General features: G+C 34.5%; 16 protein-coding genes. 6 read left to right on the forward strand and 10 right to left on the reverse strand.

The features are described 5' to 3' along the window. Positions 1-167 precede the first annotated feature (167 nt). The 9 genes from cra to A9G31_RS09745 form a co-directional block, all read right to left on the reverse strand. The gene (gene cra, locus A9G31_RS09700) at positions 168-1,172 is read right to left on the reverse strand and encodes a catabolite repressor/activator (RefSeq protein WP_065561464.1); all 1,005 of its coding nucleotides are present in this window, start codon (positions 1,170-1,172) and stop codon (positions 168-170) included. 134 nt (positions 1,173-1,306) lie between these two features. Then, positions 1,307-2,062: an iron ABC transporter ATP-binding protein gene (locus tag A9G31_RS09705; protein ID WP_065561465.1), complete on the reverse strand. Its 756-nt coding sequence runs from the start codon at positions 2,060-2,062 to the stop codon at positions 1,307-1,309. Then, a complete protein-coding gene (locus A9G31_RS09710; protein WP_065561466.1) occupies positions 2,059-3,030 on the reverse strand; it encodes an iron chelate uptake ABC transporter family permease subunit in 972 nt (323 codons plus the stop codon). Before A9G31_RS09710 ends, A9G31_RS09705 begins: the two co-directional genes overlap by 4 nt. Next, on the reverse strand, positions 3,020-3,976 hold the full coding sequence (locus A9G31_RS09715) for an ABC transporter permease (RefSeq protein WP_065561493.1): 957 nt from the start codon (positions 3,974-3,976) through the stop codon (positions 3,020-3,022). The genes A9G31_RS09710 and A9G31_RS09715 overlap by 11 nt, the downstream gene beginning before the upstream one ends. Before the next feature lie 11 nt (positions 3,977-3,987). Then, on the reverse strand, positions 3,988-4,941 hold the full coding sequence (locus A9G31_RS09720) for a siderophore ABC transporter substrate-binding protein (protein ID WP_141671441.1): 954 nt from the start codon (positions 4,939-4,941) through the stop codon (positions 3,988-3,990). A gap of 212 nt (positions 4,942-5,153) precedes the next feature. Further along, complete coding sequence (gene glnG, locus A9G31_RS09725) at positions 5,154-6,608, reverse strand: nitrogen regulation protein NR(I) (protein ID WP_442902672.1); 1,455 nt, start codon at positions 6,606-6,608, stop codon at positions 5,154-5,156. An 11-nt stretch (positions 6,609-6,619) separates the two neighbouring features. Next, the gene (glnL, locus tag A9G31_RS09730) at positions 6,620-7,669 is read right to left on the reverse strand and encodes a nitrogen regulation protein NR(II) (protein WP_065561468.1); all 1,050 of its coding nucleotides are present in this window, start codon (positions 7,667-7,669) and stop codon (positions 6,620-6,622) included. Between the two features lie 81 nt (positions 7,670-7,750). Beyond that, positions 7,751-9,160: a glutamate--ammonia ligase gene (gene glnA / locus A9G31_RS09735; RefSeq protein ID WP_065561469.1), complete on the reverse strand. Its 1,410-nt coding sequence runs from the start codon at positions 9,158-9,160 to the stop codon at positions 7,751-7,753. Positions 9,161-9,388: 228 nt separating this feature from the next. Next, positions 9,389-10,342 (reverse strand): DUF4952 domain-containing protein, encoded by a 954-nt coding sequence (locus tag A9G31_RS09745; RefSeq protein ID WP_065561471.1) that lies wholly within the window; start codon positions 10,340-10,342, stop codon positions 9,389-9,391. 131 nt (positions 10,343-10,473) lie between these two features. Here A9G31_RS09745 and A9G31_RS09750 point away from each other — a divergent pair, with 131 nt between their 5' ends. The 3 genes from A9G31_RS09750 to gpsA are packed head-to-tail and all read left to right on the forward strand — an operon-like array spanning position 10,474 to position 12,472. After that, the gene (locus tag A9G31_RS09750) at positions 10,474-10,914 is read left to right on the forward strand and encodes a rhodanese-like domain-containing protein (protein WP_065561472.1); all 441 of its coding nucleotides are present in this window, start codon (positions 10,474-10,476) and stop codon (positions 10,912-10,914) included. Between the two features lie 24 nt (positions 10,915-10,938). Beyond that, the gene (gene secB, locus A9G31_RS09755) at positions 10,939-11,415 is read left to right on the forward strand and encodes a protein-export chaperone SecB (protein ID WP_065561473.1); all 477 of its coding nucleotides are present in this window, start codon (positions 10,939-10,941) and stop codon (positions 11,413-11,415) included. A 40-nt stretch (positions 11,416-11,455) separates the two neighbouring features. Further along, complete coding sequence (gene gpsA, locus A9G31_RS09760) at positions 11,456-12,472, forward strand: NAD(P)H-dependent glycerol-3-phosphate dehydrogenase (protein ID WP_442902673.1); 1,017 nt, start codon at positions 11,456-11,458, stop codon at positions 12,470-12,472. A 70-nt stretch (positions 12,473-12,542) separates the two neighbouring features. Here gpsA and A9G31_RS09765 read toward each other — a convergent pair whose 3' ends face one another. Further along, entirely contained in the window at positions 12,543-13,517 is a 975-nt protein-coding gene (locus tag A9G31_RS09765; protein ID WP_065561475.1) for an ornithine cyclodeaminase family protein, read from the reverse strand. A gap of 188 nt (positions 13,518-13,705) precedes the next feature. On the opposite strand from A9G31_RS09765, the gene aas reads away from it, so the two are divergent. Genes aas through murQ form a run of 3 tightly spaced genes read left to right on the forward strand, consistent with a single transcriptional unit; the run spans position 13,706 to position 17,933 of the window. Next, complete coding sequence (gene aas, locus A9G31_RS09770; RefSeq protein ID WP_065561476.1) at positions 13,706-15,847, forward strand: bifunctional acyl-ACP--phospholipid O-acyltransferase/long-chain-fatty-acid--ACP ligase; 2,142 nt, start codon at positions 13,706-13,708, stop codon at positions 15,845-15,847. Between the two features lie 15 nt (positions 15,848-15,862). Next, complete coding sequence (gene lplT, locus A9G31_RS09775; RefSeq protein ID WP_065561477.1) at positions 15,863-17,050, forward strand: lysophospholipid transporter LplT; 1,188 nt, start codon at positions 15,863-15,865, stop codon at positions 17,048-17,050. Continuing rightward, positions 17,037-17,933, forward strand: a complete 897-nt coding sequence (murQ, locus tag A9G31_RS09780) for an N-acetylmuramic acid 6-phosphate etherase (protein WP_065561478.1) — start codon at positions 17,037-17,039, stop codon at positions 17,931-17,933. The genes lplT and murQ overlap by 14 nt, the downstream gene beginning before the upstream one ends. Positions 17,934-17,957 lie beyond the last annotated feature (24 nt).

Raw genomic sequence — 17,957 nt, forward strand, 5'->3', positions numbered from 1 at the left:
TTAGAAAATACAAATCTTTTAATCAATTGAATCGTTTCAGCAATAATGAATAAATAAACATTAATTATCAAATAAATTATGTCTATTAATAAGTAATTTGTGATCTGGATCTTATTTTTTAATTTAAACTGTTTTAGAATTAATATATTTTCATGTCTATCAATGCGTTAACGGCTTAAGCTACCTCGATAGATCAATCGTCTTGGAATTATTGTAGTGCCCGATTGATAATTATTGTTATGCTGATAGTTTAAAAACAGTTTTATTGTTACATCGGCAACTTCTTTATGATCTTGTGAAAGTGATATGACTTTACATGGCAAAAAATCTAACAATTCATTATCTCCAAAGGTAGCAATAGTTAAACTCTCGGGTAAGTGCCCAAATTTTCTTAAAATTGCATCAATACTTCCTTGTAATAACGAAAAAGAAGTAGTAAATATGCCATTAGGCATTTCATGACTTTCTAGCCATTGACTAAAGGCTAAATCAGCATCTTGACGACTATAGTTATTTGCATATAAAAAATCAACTTTATTACAATTATCAAGTTTGATATTTTTAAAACCATCTAAACGAAGTTGACTAACAGATAAGTTTGGTAGGGCTCCTATATAAACCACAGAATCTTGTACAAAGTTATTAAATGCTTGAGCAAGTGATTTAGAATCTTGTTTATCTGCACCTACAATATTTCTAAATTTAGAGATGGATAATATTCGATCAAGTGCAAATAATGGAATCTTTTCATTTTGCCAGTCATCATAAAAAAAATAATCTTGAGCAGAAACAAACGAAGAAGAAACAATTAAGGCATCTACGCGACGCTGCTGAAGGTGTTTGACACACTCTCTTTCGACTTGTGGATTATCTTCAGAACATGCAATTAGTAATTGATATCCTTCCTTTCTTACCATTTGTTCTAAATAATTAGCTATGCGAGTGTAACTGTTGTTTTCTAAATCAGGAATAATAATGCCTATAGTCCGGGTTTTACCTGCTCTAAGCCCCGCTGCTACCGCATTGGGTTGGTAATTATGTTTTTTCACCACCGACATAACTTTTTCGACTGTTTTATCACTAACGCGGTACTTTTTGGCTTTTCCATTGATCACATAACTGGCCGTCGTCCTTGATACACCTGCTAAAAGTGCTATTTCCTGTAATTTCATTATAATTATCTCAACAAAAATATTGCCAATTATTTAACATGGTTAGAAATAAATAGTAAACAATAATTTTTATTTACTTAATTAAACAATTGTAACTTTTTACTATTAAGATTAATTAATTTCCATTGTATTTGTTAATAGTAAATAGCAATATTTTGATCATTAATTTTTTCGATTTTGACAGGTGTATCAAATATTTCTTCCAAAATAGCCTCATTCATGATCTTTTGTGGCGTACCTTGGTATATCAGCTCACCATTTTTCATGGCTAAAATATAGTCTGAGTATACAGACGCAAAGTTGATATCATGAATAACAATCACAATGGTTTTACCCAACTCATCGGCTGCGCGGCGCAATTGTTTCATCATGGCAACAGCATGTTTCATATCAAGATTATTGAGTGGTTCATCAAGTAATACATATTCAGTATCTTGACATAACACCATAGCAACATAAGCTCGTTGCCGTTGACCACCAGATAATTCATCTAAAAAGCGGTCTTTATATTCAGTAAGATCTAAAAAATCGAGCGCTCGATAAATATGGTTATAATCATCAGCATTTAAACGCCCTTTGGTATAAGGATAACGCCCAAATCCAACTAGTTCAAAAACAGACAATCTACTGGTAAAACGGTTTTCTTGTCTCAATACTGATAAATAAGTGGCAAGTTTATCACTTGGCGTATTAACAACATCCATATTTTGAATTTTAACTTGTCCTTCATCAGCTAATAGAAGACGACTTATAATTGATAATAGCGTCGATTTCCCCGCCCCATTTGGACCAATAATAGCAGTAATTCCACCTTGTGAAATCGTCGCATTGACATTTTTTAATACAGATACTGTTTGATAGTTTTTACTAACATTATCAATTTTTATCACTTTGGAACCTTTTTTAATAATAAGAAGATAAACAAAGAACCACCAATGAATTCAATGACAATGGATAATGCACCAACCATATTTAATACTCGCTCTAAGAACATTTGTCCACCGACCAGAAAAATAACACCTAACAAAAAAGCAGTAGGCAGTAAAAAACGATGTTGGCTTGATCCACTAATACTATAAGCTAAATTAGTAATTAAAAGCCCCAAAAAAGTGAATGGACCGACTAATGCCGTTGACACTGACACTAAAACTGAAACTAGCAATAATATAATAGTGACACTTTTTTGATAATCGATACCCAAATTGATTGCATTATCCCGACCCAACGCAAGTACATCAAATTTAAATCGCATTTGCCATAAAAATAGACCAACAATAGCTACTATTACTAACGAAAAGATAATCAACACAGGTTCTGCACGTGTAAATGTAGCAAAAATACGACTTTGAAGCACAGCGAATTCAGACGGGGTCATCAAGCGTTGCAATAGATTAGAAAAACTACGGAATAATGTACCTAAAATAATTCCTATTAATAATACCAAATGTAAATTTTTCTTGAGACTAGTAAACAAACCTCGATATAAAAATAAAGAGAATAAAATTAATAAAAGTGATTCGAATACAAATTTACCAATAATACCAATATAAGGAATACCTTGTGAATCAATACAAAAGATTACAACAGTTTGAATAAGTACAAATAGTGATTCGAATCCCATAATAGAAGGTGTTAATATTCGATTGTTGGTAACTGTTTGAAAAAGCAGTGTTGATGTCGCAGCCGAAAAAGCGACTAAAATCATAGTTAGCATTACCCACGTTCGATGCTTCAAAATATAGCTAATATTGCCTTTAAGGTTGAAAGTCATAAAACATATTATGCAAACTAGAGCAATAATTAACAATAAAAGAACTCTTTTTTGACACAAAATATGGCGTTTTTGATTAACTAACATGACGTTTTCGACTCAACAATATTAAAAAAATAATAGCGCCAACTACGCCAAGAATAACACTCACGGGGATCTCAAAAGGATAGCGAATTACGCGCCCAATAATATCGCAAATTAAAACTAATCCACTACCAAACAAACAGATCCATGGCATGGTTTTACGAACATTGTCTCCAAATAATAAACTAACAATATTTGGTACAATCAATCCTAAAAATGGTAAAACTCCAACAACTACAACGACAATACCACCAATTAATGCAATAACAATAAGTCCTGTTAACATAACACGGCGATAGTTAAGCCCTACATTAATAGAAAAATCACGCCCCAAGCCAACTACAGTAAACTGATCCGCACACCAACAAGCAAGTAATGTCAAACCACCCACCAACCATAATAATTCGTAACGGCCTTTTAAAATAGCTGAAAAATCACCTGATTCCCAACCACCAAGTGATTGTAATAAATCAAAATACATGGCAAAAAATGTAGTAATAGCGCTAATAACTGCACCTAACATAATGCCAATAAGAGGTACCATTATTGCTGACTTTAAAATAATCTTTCGAGAAATCGCCATAAATATCATTGTGCCAATCATAGCAAATAGGCTAGCAACAACCATTTTAGTCATGACACTAGCGCCAGGAGCTAAAACCATCATAACTAATAAGCCAAGACTAGCCGATTGAGTAGTGCCAACTAAAGAAGGTTCAACAAATCGATTTTGTGTTAATAATTGCATAATCAAACCTGCAACACTCATGGCGCTACCTGCTAACAATAAGGCAACAGTTCGAGGAATACGGCTTACAAAAAAAATCTCACGCATATTGCTATCTGACCATAAATCAAATAGTGTCACATGCCCTGCACCAATAAATAAACTTATTGCAGTCATGATCAATAAAATGAACATACCTGCAATAAAATAAAATGATTTAATCATGCTTTACATTAATGCGCTGGTTCACTTTGCAAAGCGACACCTATTTGATCCATCAAACGGCTATAGGTTTGAATACCGCCAGCAATATACATAGAAGAAGAATCTAAATAAACAATATGGTTTTGTTGCCATGCAGCAGTTTTTCGGATCAATTCGTTGTCAAGTACTTGTTGTGCAGACTGAGCTTCTTTATTACCAATTGCATTATCTCTATCTAACACAAATATCCACTGCGGATTAACACTCAAAATAAATTCAGAGGTAACAGCATTACCATGACGACCAGCTTCTTGGAAAGTAGTTGCTGGCTGAAAACCGAGCACATCAAACACAAAACCAAAACGAGATTTTGAGCCATAAGCCGACATTTTACCGCCATTAACCATAATCACTAGTGCTGTGCCAGCAGTAGTTGTCTTGGTTTTCAATTGTTCGATTTTTTGATTAAAATCGACAATAAGTTTCTTAGCTTCATTTTGTTTATTGAAGATTGAGCCTAATTGTTCTGTTCTTTGAGTTAAACTACTTAAAAAATTATTTGGGTCAATATCTAAAGAAATCGTCGGAGCAATATCATTCAATTTTTTATAAGCATCAGTAGCGCGACCTCCAGCAACAATAACATCTGGTTGAATTGAACTTAAAACTTCATAATTTGGTTCAAATAAAGTGCCCACATTAGTGTAGTCTTTGCGTCCATATTTAGATAAGAAAGTTGGATAATGTACGTCTGATTGAGGCACTGCTGTCACAGGAATATTTAATGCGTCCATGATATCAAGTGTTGCAGTATTAAAAACAACAACTTTTTTAGGATTTTCAGGCACATCGGTTTTACCTTGAGCATGTTCAATGGTAAGCGTATTTGCAGAGGTTTGCTGTTCTTTTTTATTGTCACATCCAACCAAAACAAGCAAAACAGCAAGCAAAACTAAAAATTTCACTTTGATATATGAATACATTGTAACTCCTAATTATCAACCAAATAAAAAACAAAAAACGATAATTATAATAATTATCATTTACATTAAGATTGTAACTAAAAACTTTGCTCTATTCAATGCACTTTAAATATTTAAAAATTTAATATGTGACAAAAGACAGATTAAATAGCGCTCAAATGAATGGATTAAAAAGCTATCGATTTATTCGATAGCATAATTAATATTGGTGATTAAGGGTGTTTAGTGGGATCAAGCGATAAATCTTTAAGTTTTCTAGTTAAGGTATTTCGCCCCCAGCCTAACAGATGAGAAGCATCTTGTTTGTGACCTCGAGTAAAATTAAGTGCACTTCTTAGTAAGATTCGTTCAACATCATTTATTGCTTCAGTCAAAATTCCTGTTTTACCATCTATTAGAGCTTGTTTTGCCCATTGTTCCAGCAATACTTTCCAATCAACTTCTTGTTGAGAAAAGTGGCTTGTAGGCAATGTGGTATTTTCATTTGTAACCACTGTTTTAGCTGTCGATAATTGCAACAATTCTGGAGGCAAGTCCTGAACTAAAACTTCTTTATTCGAAGACATCACCGTAACCCAGCGACAAATATTTTCAAGTTGACGAACATTACCTGGCCAATTAAAGCGACATAAAACATTTAAAGCTTCCGAACTGAATACTTTACTTTCTGCCCCCAATTCTTTGGCGGTTGTATGTAAAAAATGTTCTGATAGTTTTGGTATATCTTCAATTCGATCGCGTAGCGGTGGCAATAAGATACGAATTACATTTAGACGATGAAAAAGATCTTCTCTAAATTTACCCTCACGAACCCTAGTTTGTAAATCTTGATGAGTAGCTGCAATAATACGGACATCTACTTTGACAGGTGAATAACCGCCGATACGATAAAATTGCCCATCAGCAAGCACCCTTAATAATCTGGTTTGAACATCAAGTGGCATATCACCAATTTCATCTAGAAATAATGTTCCACCATTCGCTTGTTCAAACCTCCCGTGCCTAATTTGAGCCGCTCCAGTAAACGCCCCTTTTTCATGTCCAAAAAGTTCTGACTCAATAAGATCTTTAGGTATGGCTGCCATATTTAGCGCAATAAAAGGGGATTGTGAGCGTGGGCTATGGATATGTAATGCTTTTGCAACTAATTCTTTCCCCGTTCCTGATTCACCATTAATTAATACACTAATTGATGATTTGGAAAGCCTACCAATAATACGAAAAACTTCCTGCATTGAAGGTGCTTCACCAATAATACCTGTCGAGGCTTTACTTGTTGTATTATTATTGGTTTTATTACTTTGGGTTTGTGAAATCGCACGTTCAACCAATTGAATAACTTCATCCACATCAAAAGGTTTAGGAATATAATCATAAGCACCTTTTTGATAGGCATTTACTGCTGCATCTAGATCGGAATGAGCAGTCATAATAATAACTGGCAAATTCGGCATTTGCTCTTTAATATGATGAAGCAATGTCAAACCATCAAGTCCTGGCATTTTAATATCAGAAATTAGTACAGCTGGTTTTTGTACATATGTATCTAATGCATCAATAACTTGTTGACCACTCTCAAAGCTAACACAGTTAAAATGAGCATTAGTTAATGCTTTTTCTAATACCCATCGAATAGAGCTATCATCATCAACAATCCAAACATTCATTTTCATTTACCTCACTGCCTAATTGGCAAATAGACAGAAAATTGAGTATGCCCAGGCCAACTATTAAATTCAATTTTACCATGATGTTGATCAACAATATTATTTGCAATCGAAAGTCCAATACCTGTACCTCCTTCATGCCCGCTCACCATAGGATAAAACAAAGTATCTTGTATATGAACAGGCACACCTGGTCCAGTATCTTCAATATCAATACGAGCGCACAAACGATAGCGCTGTCCATGTAAAGTAATCTGAAAAGCAGTTCTTGTCCTGATAATAATTGTGCCAGTATTGGATCCGATAGCCTGTAAAGCATTGCGAACAATATTTAAAATTACCTGCTCTATTTGTTCTGAGTCATGAATAAAATCGGGTAGGCTTGGGTCATAATCACGTAGAATCTCAATATTGATTGGTTTTTCCAAACACAGCAAAGCATAGATACGTTCTATTGCTTGATGAATACTTTGTTCTTTTTGTTGTAATCGCTGCTGTGGGCCTAATAACCTATCTACCAGATTTCTTAACCTATCTGCTTGTTCAATAATAATTTTTGTGTAATCTTGCAATTCATTTTTAGGTAGTTCACGTGATAATAATTGAGCGGCGCCTCGAAGCCCTCCTAGAGGATTTTTAATTTCATGAGCTAGTCCACGAACTAATTCACGAGCAGCACTCTGTTGCGCTTGTTGTAATTGTTCTTGGCTAAGGCGTTTATGGCTATTTAATGGCGTCATTTCAATTAAAATCTGTCCATTACCTAATAGTTGAGCTGTCAACGTTAAAATATGTAATTCATTATTAATAACTAAATTGACTTCATTATCTGTAAAACCCTGATTTTGCTCTAATGTACTGAGCATTAAATTTATATCCAAAGAAAAGTATCCCAACAAATCAGGAAGATAACTTTCTAATAATTTTTTTGAACTTTGTGCTAATAATTGCTGAGCAGCAATATTGGCATACAGAATATTAAGTTTAGTATCAAGTAATAAAATACTTGTAATCATAGAATCGAGAACAAGATTAGCATCAGATTCATTATCAAATGTCATCGTTGGTTTTCCGTCCTGATTAGAAACCACCGCAAATTAACGGTGGTTTAATAGGTTTAATAGGTTAAATTACTATATAGCTTATAGACTATAGTACATTTCAAACTCAACTGGGTGTGGTGTCATACGTACACGATCAACGTCTTGACGTTTTAAATCAATGTATGCATCAATAGTATCGTTAGTAAATACGTTACCACGTGTTAAAAATTCACGATCTGCATCTAATGCATTAAGTGCTTCTTCAAGTGAACCCGCAACTTGAGGAATTAATTTAGACTCTTCTGGTGGTAAGTCATATAAGTTTTTATCCATTGCATCACCAGGGTGAATTTTATTGATAATACCATCTAAACCAGCCATTAACTGCGCAGAAAAAGATAAGTATGGATTACCTGCTGGATCTGGGAAGCGAACTTCAATACGGCGAGCTTTAGGGCTAGTCACGACTGGAATACGGATTGATGCTGAACGGTTACGAGCCGAGTAAGCAAGCATAACTGGAGCTTCATATCCCGGGACAAGACGTTTATAAGAATTAGTTGCAGGGTTTGTAAATGCATTAATTGCTTTCGCATGTTTAATAATACCGCCAATATAGAATAATGCCATTTCAGAAAGACCCGCATATTTATCACCAGCAAATAAATTTACGCCATCTTTTGCCAATGATTGGTGACAGTGCATACCAGAACCATTATCACCAAATATTGGTTTTGGCATAAATGTCGCAGTTTTACCATATGCATGTGCCACATTTTGTACAACATATTTATAAATTTGTACTTCATCTGCTTTTTTAGTTAACGTATTAAAACGACAGGCAATTTCATTTTGACCTGCTGTTGCAACTTCATGATGGTGAGCTTCAACCACTAAGCCAAGTTGCTCCATAATTAAGCACATTTCAGAACGGATATCTTGTGATGAATCAACCGGAGGAAGTGGGAAGTAACCACCTTTTACCCCTGGTCGATGGCCTTTATTACCTTCTTCATATTTAGTACCTGAGTTCCAAGCTGCTTCAATATCATCGATATGTACAAAGCTACCTGACATTGGCGAACCAAAACGAATATCATCAAATAAGAAAAATTCTGGTTCAGGACCGAAAATAACAGTATCAGCAATACCTGATGATTTTAGGAATTCTTCGGCACGTTTAGCAATTGAACGTGGGTCACGATCATATCCTTGTAATGTTGCAGGCTCTAAAACATCACAACGGAGATTTAATGTCACATCTTCAAAAAAAGGATCGATAACAGCACTTGATGCATCTGGCATTAATACCATATCTGATTCATTAATACCTTTCCAACCTGCAATAGACGAACCATCAAACATTTTACCTTCTTCAAAGAAATCATCATCAATTTGATTAACAGGGATTGTCACATGTTGCTCTTTACCTTTAGTATCAGTAAAACGTAAATCAACAAATTTTACATCATTTTCTTTAATCAATTTTAAAACTTTTTGTATAGACATGTAGCTTCTCCATTAAGGACAAATAATAATTGTTCAGTTTAAAAGGCGTTGTTGCCAAATTATTAGATAATATGCAAATATGATGCCAATTTTTAAACTCTATTTTTTTAGTGGCTTTACAAGCAGCCATAGTAACATAAATATCACAATTGCACCAAAATAAAGCAACAAGCACCAAAATAGCGCACCGAAATAGTCATATAAAAAATTAAACCCAATTTTTATGCTCTATATATCTTCTCGCAGTGCTTCAATGCTCAAATGAAAAGTTATTTTATTCCAGTCATGCTCAATCGTTTCTTCTGAACTAAACACCACGTGATACAGCATATGATCTTTAGGATTTACAAAAGATGTAGAAGGATAAACATCCGTACTCCAATAACAGCAAATTAATTTAAGTTCACCTATTCCCATGGTGTTAGCTAAATACTGATGTGCTTGTTTTGCATATTTACCTTCAATTTTATAAATAACTTTAAGAGGTTTTCCTTGTCCTTTGTCATTTTGTATACAATCATTATATTTAAAGAAATCGGGCGCATCTGCATCAAATTCACGTAAAAAATCGCGACAAGTTAAATCAGGATCATAGTCATAATGCGGGAAATATTCTGAATGTTTGATTTTTACGTCACGAAGTTTTGTTCTCTTTAACTCAGAAATTTGTTTATTAAATTGAGTTAATGCATTTGGATTATTAGGAAATAAAGTTGCAAATAAGTCTGACTTTAGCTTTTCTGAAACATAATGGCTATTTGAAACAATATCAATAAACATTAAATTCCACAATTTTTCTTGTTGATTAATATACAGTGCTGCATTCGCCTCGCTAATCATCAAATCATGATTAAATCGATTAAAATCACGATAAGAATCATAATAAAGATCAATTGCCTTAAATACATCTTGCTTAGTGCCATATCCATTTATTATTAACCAAGCAAGAGTATTTTGTGTGTGAAATCTTTTTGTAAAACTAAGATCTCTTTTCATCAATTTTGTATATTCAGCATAGGCTTGATGATAGTTACCTTTTTCTAAATAATAATTAGCTAATAAAGATTTGGCTTCAATAGTTTGAGTATCAAATTTATTAGATTCATAATAATCATCAGCAAATGCCTGAGGAATAATGGAAAATAAGACACACACCAAAAAGATAAGTCGTTTCAATTTCATTAGTCAATTCCTTAAAATTAAATAAATATTATTTATAAAATTGCAAGATTTTCTTATTGGTGCTGTATTTCAGTGCATAATATCGTTATAATCTCACCTTAATATTGAAATGACTAGGTAATCATACAAGTATGGACTTTATAACACTCGAAATTCTACCTTTTGTAAAAAATCATCTTTTACTGTCCCTAGGTTGGATTGTACTGTTTATTGCAATCATTGTACTAACCATTAAAGGCAAACTATCTAAAGTTAAAGTTATCAATAATGCCCAAGCAATCCATATGGTTAATAAACAAGAAGCAGTTATTATTGATATTCGCACTGCTGATAGCTTTAAAAAAGGGCATATAACAGATTCTCACAATATTCTGCCTATCGATATTAAAAATGCAAGTGCAAAAACAATTGAAAAGTTTAAAGAAAACATTGTGATTTTAATTGATGAAAATGGTTTATCATCAACAGGTATAGGTGAAATACTTGTCAAACAAGGTTTTTCAAATGTCTTTGTATTAAAAGACGGCATCGCTGGATGGAACGGCGAGAATTTACCATTAGTTAGAAAATAATATTATAAAAAATAAGGTGTTATCATGACAGAACAAAACAATACACAACAACCAGAAACACAGTTTGCTATTCAACGTATTTATACTAAAGATGTTTCATTTGAAACTAACAATGTTCCAGAAATTTTTACTAAACAATGGCAACCAGAGTTGAATCTTGAATTAAATTCATCTTCGCAAGTTTTAAGCGAAAATGTATATGAAGTTGCACTTCGTGTCACTGTAACAGTAAAACAACAAAACGAAGTTGTATATATCTGTGAAGTTACTCAAGCTGGTATTTTCTCACTTGTCGGATTTGATGAAGGCCAAATTCAACATTGTGTTGGTGCTTATTGCCCAAATATTTTGTTCCCTTATGCTCGTGAAGTAATTTCAAGTTTAGTGAATAAAGGTACATTCCCACAAGTGAATTTAGAACCAGTAAATTTTGAAGCATTATTTATGAACTATATTCAGCAACAACAAGCTGAAGCTGAATCAAAAGAAACACTACAATAGTCATTGTATTGCAATTAACTGATAATAAATTTATTAGATGATTATGAAAAAAGATGCTGCAGTAACAGTAATTGGGGCTGGATCTTATGGAACCTCTTTAGCTATTTTACTGGCAAGAAATGGTCACTCAACTTTATTATGGGGGCACAATCCTGATAAAATGACCATTTTGCAGCATGATAGGCAAAATAAACAGTTTCTACCGAATATTCCTTTCCCAGATCTGTTACAAATTGAAACTGATTTAAAAACGGCAGTTTCAGCAGCACCAATTTTACTTATTGTAGTACCAAGTCACGCTTTTGCTTGCATTTTGACTCAAATTAAACCTTTTTTAAACCAAGATACAAAAATTGTCTGGGCTACAAAAGGCCTTGAAGTTGATACTGGTCGATTATTACAAGATGTTGCGAAAGATATTTTGGGTGATAAGATTCCATTAGCGGTCATTTCTGGCCCAACTTTTGCTAAAGAAGTCGCATCTGGATTACCAACAGCGGTAACTGTAGCGTCAACTGATGAGCATTTTTTGAATCAACTGCAAACTTTGTTTCATTGTAGCAAAAGCTTCCGTGTCTATAGCAGCACAGATTTTATTGGAGTACAACTTGGTGGTGCAATCAAAAATGTTATCGCTATTGGTGCTGGATTATCTGATGGTCTTGGCTTTGGAGCCAATGCCAGAACAGCATTAATTACACGTGGACTTGCTGAAATGATGCGTTTAGGTGCAGTGTTAGGTGCAGATCCAGCAACCTTTATGGGAATGGCAGGACTAGGTGATTTGGTTTTAACTTGTACCGATGATCAATCCCGCAATCGCCGTTTTGGAATGTTACTTGGCCAAAATAAATCCATTCAAGAAGCTCAAGATGCTATTGGCCAAGTTGTTGAAGGGCGCAACAATACAAAAGAAGTCTGGTTATTAGCCCAAAAATATCATGTAGATATGCCAATCACTGAACAAATTTATCAAGTCCTTTATGAGCATAAAGACCCAAAACAAGCAGCGATGGCTTTACTTAGACGTTCACAAAAAGAAGAATTAAAAAGCTAGTTTTTACACTCAAACACCTATTTATCAAAAACTTTTTGACAAAAAATCATACGAACTTGATATCTAAGTATTACAAAAACGTACCAATTCCTTTTTCTTTTGCTTTAAGATAGATATCATAGCCAATATACACGTCTAATACGGCTGTACCAACAGTTTTAAACAACGTAATTTGCTGATCATTTAGACGGCATTGGTTTGGGTCTATCACTAAATCTCCTAGCTCTAAAAATTCATCTTCTGATACCAATTTTTGTTTAATTGGATCAATAATATCACCTGCTTCAGCAAATACGCCTTCTTTAGTATCAACTACCCGAATATTAGCCTTTTCAACTACACATTCAGGAATTTCATGCATTTCTGGCGTATAAGCACCCACTCCATTAACATGCGTGCCAGGTTTTACTTTTTCGCCATTAAATGTCACAACGTTTGACGTTGTAACCGAAGTAATGATATCTGCTTGGCTAATGTCTTCATCTAAATTTTTTGAAAAATAAAGATTAGTAGAAAAATGAGCGAAACGATGCTTCATCTCTTCTGTAAATTGTTCCGCTTTTTGTGTATCAATATCAAAAATAGCGACATCAGTAAGTGAACGAACAGTTAACATTGCCTCTAATTGAGATACAGCTTGCCCACCAGTACCTATCAACACTGATCGACTAGCATTTTTACGCGCTAGCAAATCGGTTGCTGCACCTTGAACTGCTCCCGTACGAAGCTGAGTGACAAAAGTGCCATCTAGCATAGCACAGACTTCACCTGTTTGCGGATCTAACATTAAAATTTGAGCTGGTACTGATGGTTTACCCAATTTAGGATTTTCAGGAAATACTGAAACAATTTTTATACCCACAATATCGCTACCATTAATATGTGCGGGCATAAACAAACATTGTCCCTTTTGCATATCAAAATTTATTCGTAACGGCACATCACTGTTTCCTTGGCTATAGATTTTCAAAGCTTGTTTATCTGCAGCTATTGCATCTTTCATTGTATAAAATCTTTCAATATCATTGGCCGTTAAAATAAGCATTTTTATTCCTTATTGATTTTCTATATTTTTTGAACTTTAGTATCTATTATCTATTTTTTAGATCAAGATTTATTATTAATTAAACCATAAAAAACTGTTTTATATAACAAAAATCGCAGTTCTTGTATATCTTCTATATTTTCACTATTATTACAGCGTGTAATATTGCACGATATTTGAGAAATCAGATGCTATTTAAAATATTAAAATTTTTCTTAAAGATCCTATTCCATGTAAGAATTAATGGCGATTTAGAAAATTTAAAACAAGATAGACTTCTTATTACACCTAACCATGTATCGTTCCTTGATGGTATTCTAATCGGCGTATTTTTACCCGTAAGACCGGTCTTTGCTATTTATTCGGGTTATATTAATCACTGGTTAGTTCGCTTAGCAAAGCGCTATGTTGATTTTGTTCCAATGGATCCACTTAGTCCAATGGCAATAAAGCGATTAGTTCGCGAAGTTGAAAAAGGCCGCCCGATAGTCATATTCCCTGAAGGAAGAATTACTATAACTGGCTCATTAATGAAAATTTATGATGGTGCTGCTTTTGTTGCTGCTCGCTCTCAAGCCACCATTGTACCAGTGTGGATCGAAGGTGCTGAATTTACTTTAACTAGTCGTTTAAAAGGTTTATTTAAACGTCGTTTATTCCCTAAAATAACCATTCATGTACTTAACCCTACATCTATTCCGATGCCCGATGCGCCTAAAGCTAGTGAAAGGCGTTATATTGCAGGTGAAAAACTTCATCAAATTATGATGAATGCACGCATGGCAAGTCGTCCAAAATTAACGCTGTTTGAAGCATTATTAGAAGCACAAGTTCGCTATGGCGTGAAATCAAGAATGGTACAAGATCCTACAACTAACGAAGCATCTTATCGCAATTTATTAAAACAAATTATAGGTGTTAGTTGTATTATTGCCAAAATTACTAAAAATAAAGAGCGAGTAGGTGTTTTATTACCCAATGCAACTATTACTGTTGCAACTATTTTTGGTTTGTCAGTAAAAAATCGAACTCCAGCAATGCTTAACTATACTGCGGGAACAAAAGGCTTAAACTGTGCCATTACTGCTGCTGAAATCAAAACGATTATTACTTCACGCAAATTTATTAGAAAAGGTAAACTTGATTATCTACTTGAAGAAATCAAAGACGTTAAGTGGTGTTTTCTTGAAGATTTGCGTAAAAACTTAACTTTAAAAGATAAGCTTTATGTTGCAGTGCATCAATATATTCCACGCTTAATTAAATACCAACAATCAAGCGATGACGAAGCACTAGTACTGTTTACCTCTGGTTCAGAGGGAAACCCTAAAGGTGTTGCTCATAGTCATGGAAGCCTACTTGCTAATGTTGAACAAATTCGAACGGTTATAGATCCAACCCCTGCAGATCGCTTCATGTCGGCTCTACCATTATTCCATGCTTTTGGTATTACAGCAGGATTATTTTTACCGCTATTTTCAGGTAGCCGTACATTTTTATATCCAAATCCATTACATTACCGTATGGTCCCTGAAATTATTTATGACCAAAATTGTACGGTTTTATTTGGTACGCCAACTTTCTTGGCAAACTATGCCCGTTATGCGCACCCATATGATTTTATGCGTTTACGCTATGTTGTTGCAGGTGCCGAAAAATTATCAGATGCAGTACGAGAACAATGGAAAGATAAATATGGTATTCGTATTTTAGAAGGTTATGGCGTTACCGAGTGTGCACCTGTTGTAGCCCTTAATGTTCCTATGGCATTTAAAGCTGGGACTGTAGGGCGATTACTTCCAGGCATGGTATCAAGATTAATTCACATGCCGGGCATTAGCGATGGAGGCCAATTGCAAGTCAAAGGACCTAATGTGATGAAAGGTTATTTACGGGTGGAAAATCCGGGCAAACTTGAAGAACCAGTAGCAGTTGATGAAAATGGACAAGCCGAAAAAGGTTGGTATGATACCGGTGATATCGTTGCTATTGATAGTGAGGGTTTTTTGACAATTAAAGGACGCTTGAAACGATTTGCCAAAATCGCCGGTGAAATGGTTTCATTAGAAAGTGTTGAATCCTTAGCAAAAAAAGTTGACTCTGATGCAATGCACGGTGCAACAGTTAAAGCCGATGCAGCTAAAGGGGAAGCAATTGTCTTATTTACTACCTCAACAAAATTAAATCGAGAGCAACTTAATCAGGCATCTCAAGAATTGGGCATTCCAGCACTAGCTATTCCTCGTGATATTCGTATAGTAAAAGAGTTACCGCTACTAGGTACGGGGAAAATTGATTTTATTACTTTACGAAAAATGGCTGATGAATAAACTAAAGGATGTGACATGAAACAACATTCTCTATTAAGCAAAGGCATGGTTGCAACCATGCTTGCGCAGTTTTTTTCAGCATTTGCTGATAATGCAATCTTTTTTGCTATTTTAGCTTTCATTAAGAATTTACATTATCCAACATGGAGCCAATCGGTATTACAAATTAGTTTTGTCGCACCGTTTATCATACTTTCACCTTTTGTGGGGCAATTTGCTGACAGCATGTCAAAAGGCAAAGCAATGATGATTTCAAATAGCATCAAATTATTAGGTGCAGGTTGTATTTGTTTAAATATAAGTCCTTTTGTTGGTTACTTTTTAGTTGGTATAGGTGCTGCGGCCTACTCTCCCGCTAAATATGGAATTTTAGGCGAACTAACTACAGGTGATAATTTAGTTAAAGCAAATGGGTTAATAGAAGCATCAACCATTGCCGCCATTTTACTTGGTTCGCTAGCTGGTGGTCATATTGCCGATCTTAATGTGAGCGCTTCCTTACTTGTGTGCGTGTTAGTGTATGGGCTAGCTGTTATTGCTAATTTTTTTATTCCTAAATTACCTGCTGCACGGCAAAATATTTCATGGCAATTTATCAATATGGTAAACAATTTTACTAATACATTAGAAATCATATGCAATAATAAACGTGTTTTATTTACACTATTGGGTACCAGTTTATTTTGGGGAGCAGGTATTACTTTACGTTTTCTTTTAATCAGTTGGGTTCCTGCTATCTTAAATATTCATGACAACGCAACACCAACAAACCTTAATGCAATAGTTGCTATCGGCATTGTTATTGGTGCAGGCCTAGCTAGTACATTTATTTCAATTAACAACACTTTACGTTGTATTCCTGCTGGTATAATGATGGGCATAGCGGTAATTGCCTTCACTTTGCAAAGCAACATAATTTCGTCTTATATTTTACTCATTGTTATCGGAGCATTAGGCGGCTTCTTTTTAGTACCATTAAATGCTTTTATTCAAAAAATGGGGAAAGATTTGGTCGGTGCTGGCAGTGTTATTTCGGTACAAAACCTAAGTGAATACTCAGCGATGATGATAATGTTAGGGCTTTATACGTTAGCCGTTGCTTTAAATTTATCGATTACTGCTATCGGTGTCGGTTTTGGGGGCTTATTTGCTTTAGTTATATTTTTATTATGGTTAGGGTTAAAAAATAATGAATCACATTAATCTATCAGCAATGCTAACAGAAAGTCGTAACCCTAATAGCGAAAAGATAGATAACTGTTCAACATTAGAAATGCTACAAATCATCAATAATGAAGATAAAAAAGTCGCATTGGCTATTGAAAAAGAGTTACCCAATATCGCAAAAGCCGTTGATGTGATTAGTTTAGCATTTTCAAATCAAGGTAGACTAATCTATATAGGTGCTGGCACTTCAGGACGACTAGGTATTTTAGATGCAAGTGAATGTCCACCAACTTATGGCACTTCACCAGAACAAGTTATTGGCTTAATTGCTGGAGGCAAAACAGCCATTTTTAAGGCGGTTGAAAACGCCGAGGATAACCCAGAATTGGCAATTACTGACTTAAAAAACATTAATTTTAGCTCAAATGACGTTTTAGTTGGCATTGCCGCTAGTGGGCGCACACCTTATGTAATAGGTGCTATGCAATATGCTAAATCAATTGGAGCAACAGTGATTAGCTTATGCTGTAACCCATTAGCTCCAATGATTAATTTAGCCAATATTTCTATTACACCAATCGTTGGTGCAGAAGTAATTACTGGCTCATCCAGAATGAAAGCGGGCACAGCACAAAAATTAGTCCTCAACATGTTAACCACTGCCAGCATGATAAAAATCGGCAAAGTCTATAGTAATTTGATGGTTGACGTACAAGCTACCAACGCCAAACTTGTTGAACGGCAAATATCCATTGTTATGCAGGCTACCGATTGCACTCGAGAAAAAGCCATTACCGCATTAACCGAAAGTAATAAGCATTGTAAAACTGCTATTTTGATGATTCTTTCAGGTTTAAATGCAGAGCAAGCCAGAGTGAGACTAAAAAAAGAAAATGGTTTTATTCGTCAAACACTGTAAGATAGACTAAATTTACTTTAATAA

The sequence above is a fragment of the Gilliamella sp. Gris1-4 genome, from assembly GCF_001690335.1.
GTDB lineage: Bacteria > Pseudomonadota > Gammaproteobacteria > Enterobacterales > Orbaceae > Gilliamella > Gilliamella apicola_P.